The organism is Photobacterium sanguinicancri (assembly GCF_002265265.1).
Lineage (GTDB): Bacteria > Pseudomonadota > Gammaproteobacteria > Enterobacterales > Vibrionaceae > Photobacterium > Photobacterium sanguinicancri.
This window is the reverse complement of the sequence record NZ_NOIF01000251.1, coordinates 1-5,370: the sequence shown is the minus strand read 5'-3', so window position 1 is coordinate 5,370 and position 5,370 is coordinate 1. Positions and strand designations below refer to the sequence as shown.

Genomic DNA, 5,370 nt, shown 5'->3' with positions numbered 1-5,370 from the left:
AAAGAATTGAGTTCTTAGTAAAAGAAGCAGTTGAAACAGAGTTAAATAAAGAGATTAGCAGTGACCCTGAGCGATCATTGAAATTGAGAGTAGATGCAAAAGTTGAAGTTATAAAAGAATACCTTCTTCATAGCAAGATGAATAAAAATGAAAGTGTTATTACATCAAAATCCTCGGCGAATGACAGTACTCTACTGAAAAATGTCATAGATATAATAAAAAAGTAAGCCTGCTTAAAACAGCAGGCTAGGGAAGTTGTCACATTCGTTTCTTGGCTACCTCGCGATACATCTTCTTTTTCTCTTTAGTTACCGTGTCACTTTGTGGCTGTTTGATACGACGGCCACCACGAAACGGTAACGGCGTCACCACATTGGAACGTACGGGAATGTAATCCAGTTCGTACATACGTTTTAACTGATGATACTCATCAAACCGTAACGCGACAGAATCCAGCTCTTTGGGGCTGAACATTCGTCCTTCAGGTGTAATGATCACACAGCGTTCCTCATCAATCCGAAATCCCGTCCAGCGAGTATCATCAGGCAAATAGCCACGAACGCGAATCAACAGCAGTTTTTCAGCCATCGGATTAACGTCCATCCAGCCAGATAACCAGCGTTTTACGGTGACGGGCTGAACATGAAACCATGCCGCGCCTTGGGGAATATCATCGAAACAACGCCAAAACAGCTTAACAAACGATTCGTGGAGCATGATGTACCTCGCAAAAAATATCTAAGTTTGATTGTATTTTTCGATTGATAAAGCATGTGGTGATAGCTAAAACCGATTATCGTTAACAAATTCAGATTCAAACTCTAGTACAAACTTATCAAGCACTGGCAAGATAACCACAGCAACTAAGTGATAAAACCACAAGGAAGTTATATAAATAGTTGCTTAAAGGGATTTCGACGTATTGAAATCATAGGTTTTGGCATTAACTAGGAATGCATTCAGGTATGTTAAAAAAGTACCCCTCAGTGCGCATTATGTAAGTTATGTTAAATAGTCTGGAATTTAAGATAACTTCACGAGATACTTAAAATCAATAACTTAGCTTAGGCTGTTCCCCATTGATAATATTAGGTTCTGGTATTTTAAATAAGTTCATGAAAGTCATGAGCTTCATTGAACATAATCGCATTTACCATAAAATAGGTAATTAACACCTTACTTTAAGGTACAGCTGCAAATGGTCAGTTTGCCTTGTCCTTCAAGTTCGGTACTCATTACCAATAGCTACAGAGATCTAGATCTGCAATCACATTGCTTCGCTGCTGTTGTAGATGTCACACAGCACACGATTAAAAATGGCAAGTAACGACAGCTGAGTCAATTGCTTGCCGAGAGTTCATGAGTTAGGTCTATCATGCTAGCTGTGCGGTGACAGCTATATTTATTGGTACCCAATGATCTTCATTGTTAGGCGCAGGATAACGGCTTAAAGACATTAAGCTTAACCCTGATTAGAAAAGGATTAATTGGGTTCCATGAGAATCGGATAAGCCTCGGTATATATCCAATCGCTTTGTTTTGCTGGGTTGAATGACTCACATCTTGCCCGGTACTGTAATTTCCTTTCTTTGATGCTCTCAACTCCTTGACCAGCGTTGCACCATCAGGAAATTATCCAGTTTTACGAAATGCTTCAACGGATGACTTCTCGGTATATACATCGTGAAAACCACTCGCATCACCATCAGGTACGAACCAAGATCCTAAGTGCACCATAGACGTTCTAAAATCACTCGGAAAGCTGATCTTACCTTCGTTATCTACATAGGGAGAAAATTCACTCCCTTGGGCAATCGCATTAGATGCGAGTAAAGAATTAATAATAACGACAAAAGAACCAACGGTTACTAATTTTAAATGCTTTATGGTCGTCATAATTACTTACCTTTAGGTTCAAGTTACAGCTGTTGTTAACTCTCCTATTCCACTACCACCTATCTCATTATTAATTATTGCTATAGAGAGGCTTTGTTTTGTGCATCGTCCATGATTTATTCGGGTGAATGATTACACCTGAATTCAATATAAAAAAGAAGAGTCACTCATCATCATATTAATACCAAAGTATTATGGGCTTCTATTTCAGTGAAACTTAATTAGATCAGATATTAATCAATGGCAGGATTTACCAAAATAAAACAGAAGCCTGACGATTTTCTTAAGTCCTATGGTGAAGTGGTCGCTTTTCTATAAAGAGTTTCAAAGAAAACGGATTCCCATGAAGGAACGAATCATTATTTCGGTGTCCACAATCAACGGATCCAAGCACTTTCACCTGGGGATGAAGGCGCAAAAAAGGGTTCGTTATGCAGTGGTAACAGCAGTAGCTGCATCATTACTCACCATTGGTTCAATCTTCTTCCTTGTAAACGAAGTCGATTTTGCTAAGGAGAAGCAAGAAGAATTAGAAAAACGTTCCTATACGTTAAATGAAGAAGTGGATGTGCTTAATCAACTCAAGGATGAACTTGAGAGTGATCTAGGTGAAAGAGAATCCAAGCTTTCTTTAGTGTCAGACCGTTTGGGTGAACTGGAAAATTTGCTTGGTGTAGATGTTGATGCCCAAGCGCCGATTGAATCTCGGCTTGATGTCGCAGCGATTAACTCAGCGGTCAGAATCGCCATATTAGATAGCTTACCCAATGGTGCGCCGGTGAAAAATGCTCGTCAATCATCGCAGTATGGTAAGCGAAAACATCCAGTCACAGGAAAAGTACGATTACATGCTGGTTTGGATTTCGCGGTAAATATTGGAACGCCGATTTATGCGCCAGCAGATGGTGTTGTGGAAACGGTTCGTCCTAGTAATAAAGGTTCAGGTAATTTCATTCGGCTTCAACACTCATTTGGTATTACCTCATCTTACTCGCACCTTAAGAAGTTTGCTGTTCGCAGCGGAAACTTTGTTGATAAGGGAGAGTTGATTGGTTACTCCGGTAATTCTGGGTTGTCATCGGGCCCTCATTTACATTATGAGATCCGATTTATAGGTAGACCACTGAACCCTCGCCCATTTGTCGATTGGGGCATGAACAATTTTGAACATATTTTCGAGAAAGAGAGAAAAATAAAATGGGTATCTTTAATAAAAAAGGTGGAACAACAAGTCAGCACGCAACTACAACTGTCATCGCAAAAGGCTGTAACATTACAGGCGAGCTCCAGTTAGCTTGTGATATTCAAGTTGATGGCATTATTGAAGGTAAATTGCGTTTGGAAAAAACCTTGGTAGTCAGTAACTCTGGGCGTTTAAAGGGTGAGATTTACGCGGATAAGATTATAGTTAACGGTCTGGTTGAAGGTACTTGTTACGCTAATGCTATTGAAATCCTAGATAAAGGAAAAGTGACAGGTACGATCTACTGCGATGACCTCAGCATAGAGCGTGGTGGCTGCTTCTTAGGCAGTACCTACCCTGCAGAAAAAGAGCAGGTTATAACGTTAGAACCGAAAGACAAAGCGTCAGCAAAGAAAATGAACTCAGAACCGAAAGCGGTGAACGAGTAAGTTCTCTATCTTTGTGTGGTATTAGAAAGCTCACTTGTTTGTGAGCTTTTTGGATATAGCCCGCTAAAATTAGCCGCCAGCTAATTTGACTGTATGGCCTTTTTTTTCCAACGCGGCTTTAATAACGTCACGTTTATCACCTTGAATTTCGATAGTACCGTCTTTAACAGCACCACCACAGCCACACACTTTTTTAAGTTCAGCCGCTAGCAGTTTTAATTGTGGGTCTTCCATGTCTAAACCAGTAACAATGCATACACCTTTACCTTTACGGCCTTTGGTTTGACGCTGGATTCTGACAATACCATCACCCTGAGGTCGAGATGGTTTTTCTTTTTCTTCTTTAATGCGGCCTGTTTCGGTCGAAAACACTAATCGGCTGTTATCACTCATTATGTAAGAATCTCATGAATTTACTGGGTTTTGTGAGTTCAGTATTAACTTCGCTAATCTCACTTGCACAATCGTTGATGGGTCATATTATCAATAAATGACAGTCGATCGGAAACCCTTATGATTCGGAATGTAGTTTTTGACTTTGGTGCAGTGCTGTTTGAGTGGAATCCGAGCAATATTGTGGCTGAATTTACCTCATCAGAATATGAGCAAGAACTGCTGCTCAGTAATGTGCTTGGTCATTCTGATTGGTTATCGTTAGATCGTGGGACCATGTTACTTGCAGAAGTTATCCCTAAGTTCTCTGCTCGCGTTGGTTTTCCTGAATCTAGGATGGAAGATTTTTTCGTGCATGTTCAAAATCATCTGACGCTTATCAATATTTCAGCAAACTTAGTTGAACACTTGTTAGCATTGAACTATCCGCTTTATTATCTCACGAATATGAGCAATGCTTTTTTTGAGACACTGAATGATAATCACCCTTTTATTGGTGAGTTTAAAGGTGGGATTGTCTCGGCAAATGAGCTTTTGATCAAACCAGAACCTGAAATATTTGAATTGCTTTGCCAGCGTTATCAACTGAAACCCGAAGAGTGTTTGTTTATTGATGATAATGCTCAAAATATCATCACGGCAAGTGAGTTAGGTTTTGAATCTGTTCAGTTTGTGCCGAATGAAGCTTGTGTACGTCAAATTATGGACAAACTTTAACTGGTTAATGGCATATTCAGGTCGATTGATTAAGAATAGTGATACTAACCCTGTAAATACTGCTCAATTGGCTATATTTGTTAAATAACAAAACAATAACTAATAATCAGGAGATTCTGTGAAAAAATTCGGACTACCAGCGATTGTCTTAGCGGCAATATGTACTGCCATCCCCTCTATTGCTCTTGCTAAAACTCAAGATGGCAAGTCTATTGTCGGTGAAGTAGAAACCATTCTGATCCATGAGCTCGATCTAGACTATAAAGCGCGTATTGATACCGGTGCGAAAACGACATCTATCCATGCTGTTGATATAAAGGTTTCAGGAAAAGACAGCGACAGTGATGACATGCGCGATCACTTAGGTGAAACAGTTGAGTTTACAACCTTTAACGAGCAAGGTGAAAAAGCGCGTTATAAAGGTAAAATTGTAAAAGTGAGCAAGATACGTAACGCACAAGGTGTTGAAAGACGCTATGCAGTTAAAATGGATTTAGGATGGAACGGTGAACATAAAACGGTTGCCGTTAATCTTCGCGATAGAAGCAAACTTGACTATAAACTACTAATTGGCCGAAACTGGCTAGAAGGTAACTACCTTGTAGATGTTGAAAAGTCAGATGATGACGATTAACTGAAAAAACGCCCACTAGGGTAATGCCGATCAGTTAGCGTAAATATGATCGGTTGAACGATCCTCCAGAGCTGTCAAAATCCAAGTGTAATTAATGC

The 5,370-nt window shown here is 39.8% G+C and carries 8 protein-coding genes; 5 read left to right on the top strand and 3 right to left on the bottom strand.

Going from position 1 to position 5,370, the window contains the following annotated elements; translation table 11 throughout:
• Positions 1 to 227 (top strand): hypothetical protein (locus ASV53_RS25615; RefSeq protein WP_189337945.1); only part of this gene is annotated, 227 nt, incomplete at its 5' end.
• Positions 228 to 258: 31 nt separating this feature from the next.
• Here ASV53_RS25615 and ASV53_RS22410 read toward each other — a convergent pair.
• Both ASV53_RS22410 and ASV53_RS26065 read right to left on the bottom strand, forming a co-directional pair.
• The gene (locus tag ASV53_RS22410; RefSeq protein ID WP_094958750.1) at positions 259 to 717 is read right to left on the bottom strand and encodes a phage protein; all 459 of its coding nucleotides are present in this window, start codon (positions 715 to 717) and stop codon (positions 259 to 261) included.
• A gap of 915 nt (positions 718 to 1,632) precedes the next feature.
• The gene (locus ASV53_RS26065) at positions 1,633 to 1,896 is read right to left on the bottom strand and encodes a hypothetical protein (RefSeq protein WP_239928893.1); all 264 of its coding nucleotides are present in this window, start codon (positions 1,894 to 1,896) and stop codon (positions 1,633 to 1,635) included.
• A gap of 343 nt (positions 1,897 to 2,239) precedes the next feature.
• Here ASV53_RS26065 and ASV53_RS22400 point away from each other — a divergent pair, with 343 nt between their 5' ends.
• Complete coding sequence (locus ASV53_RS22400) at positions 2,240 to 3,190, top strand: M23 family metallopeptidase (RefSeq protein ID WP_094958749.1); 951 nt, start codon at positions 2,240 to 2,242, stop codon at positions 3,188 to 3,190.
• Positions 3,094 to 3,528, top strand: coding sequence for a bactofilin family protein (locus ASV53_RS22395; RefSeq protein WP_083540855.1), 435 nt, complete (start codon positions 3,094 to 3,096; stop codon positions 3,526 to 3,528). Before ASV53_RS22400 ends, ASV53_RS22395 begins: the two co-directional genes overlap by 97 nt.
• Before the next feature lie 69 nt (positions 3,529 to 3,597).
• On the opposite strand, the gene yciH is transcribed toward ASV53_RS22395, so the two are convergent.
• Positions 3,598 to 3,921, bottom strand: a complete 324-nt coding sequence (gene yciH, locus ASV53_RS22390; RefSeq protein ID WP_062689301.1) for a stress response translation initiation inhibitor YciH — start codon at positions 3,919 to 3,921, stop codon at positions 3,598 to 3,600.
• A 120-nt stretch (positions 3,922 to 4,041) separates the two neighbouring features.
• Here yciH and ASV53_RS22385 point away from each other — a divergent pair, with 120 nt between their 5' ends.
• Both ASV53_RS22385 and ASV53_RS22380 read left to right on the top strand, forming a co-directional pair.
• The gene (locus tag ASV53_RS22385; RefSeq protein WP_094958748.1) at positions 4,042 to 4,638 is read left to right on the top strand and encodes an HAD family hydrolase; all 597 of its coding nucleotides are present in this window, start codon (positions 4,042 to 4,044) and stop codon (positions 4,636 to 4,638) included.
• A gap of 118 nt (positions 4,639 to 4,756) precedes the next feature.
• Positions 4,757 to 5,272, top strand: coding sequence for an ATP-dependent zinc protease family protein (locus ASV53_RS22380; RefSeq protein WP_094958747.1), 516 nt, complete (start codon positions 4,757 to 4,759; stop codon positions 5,270 to 5,272).
• The last annotated feature ends 98 nt before the right edge of the window (positions 5,273 to 5,370 follow it).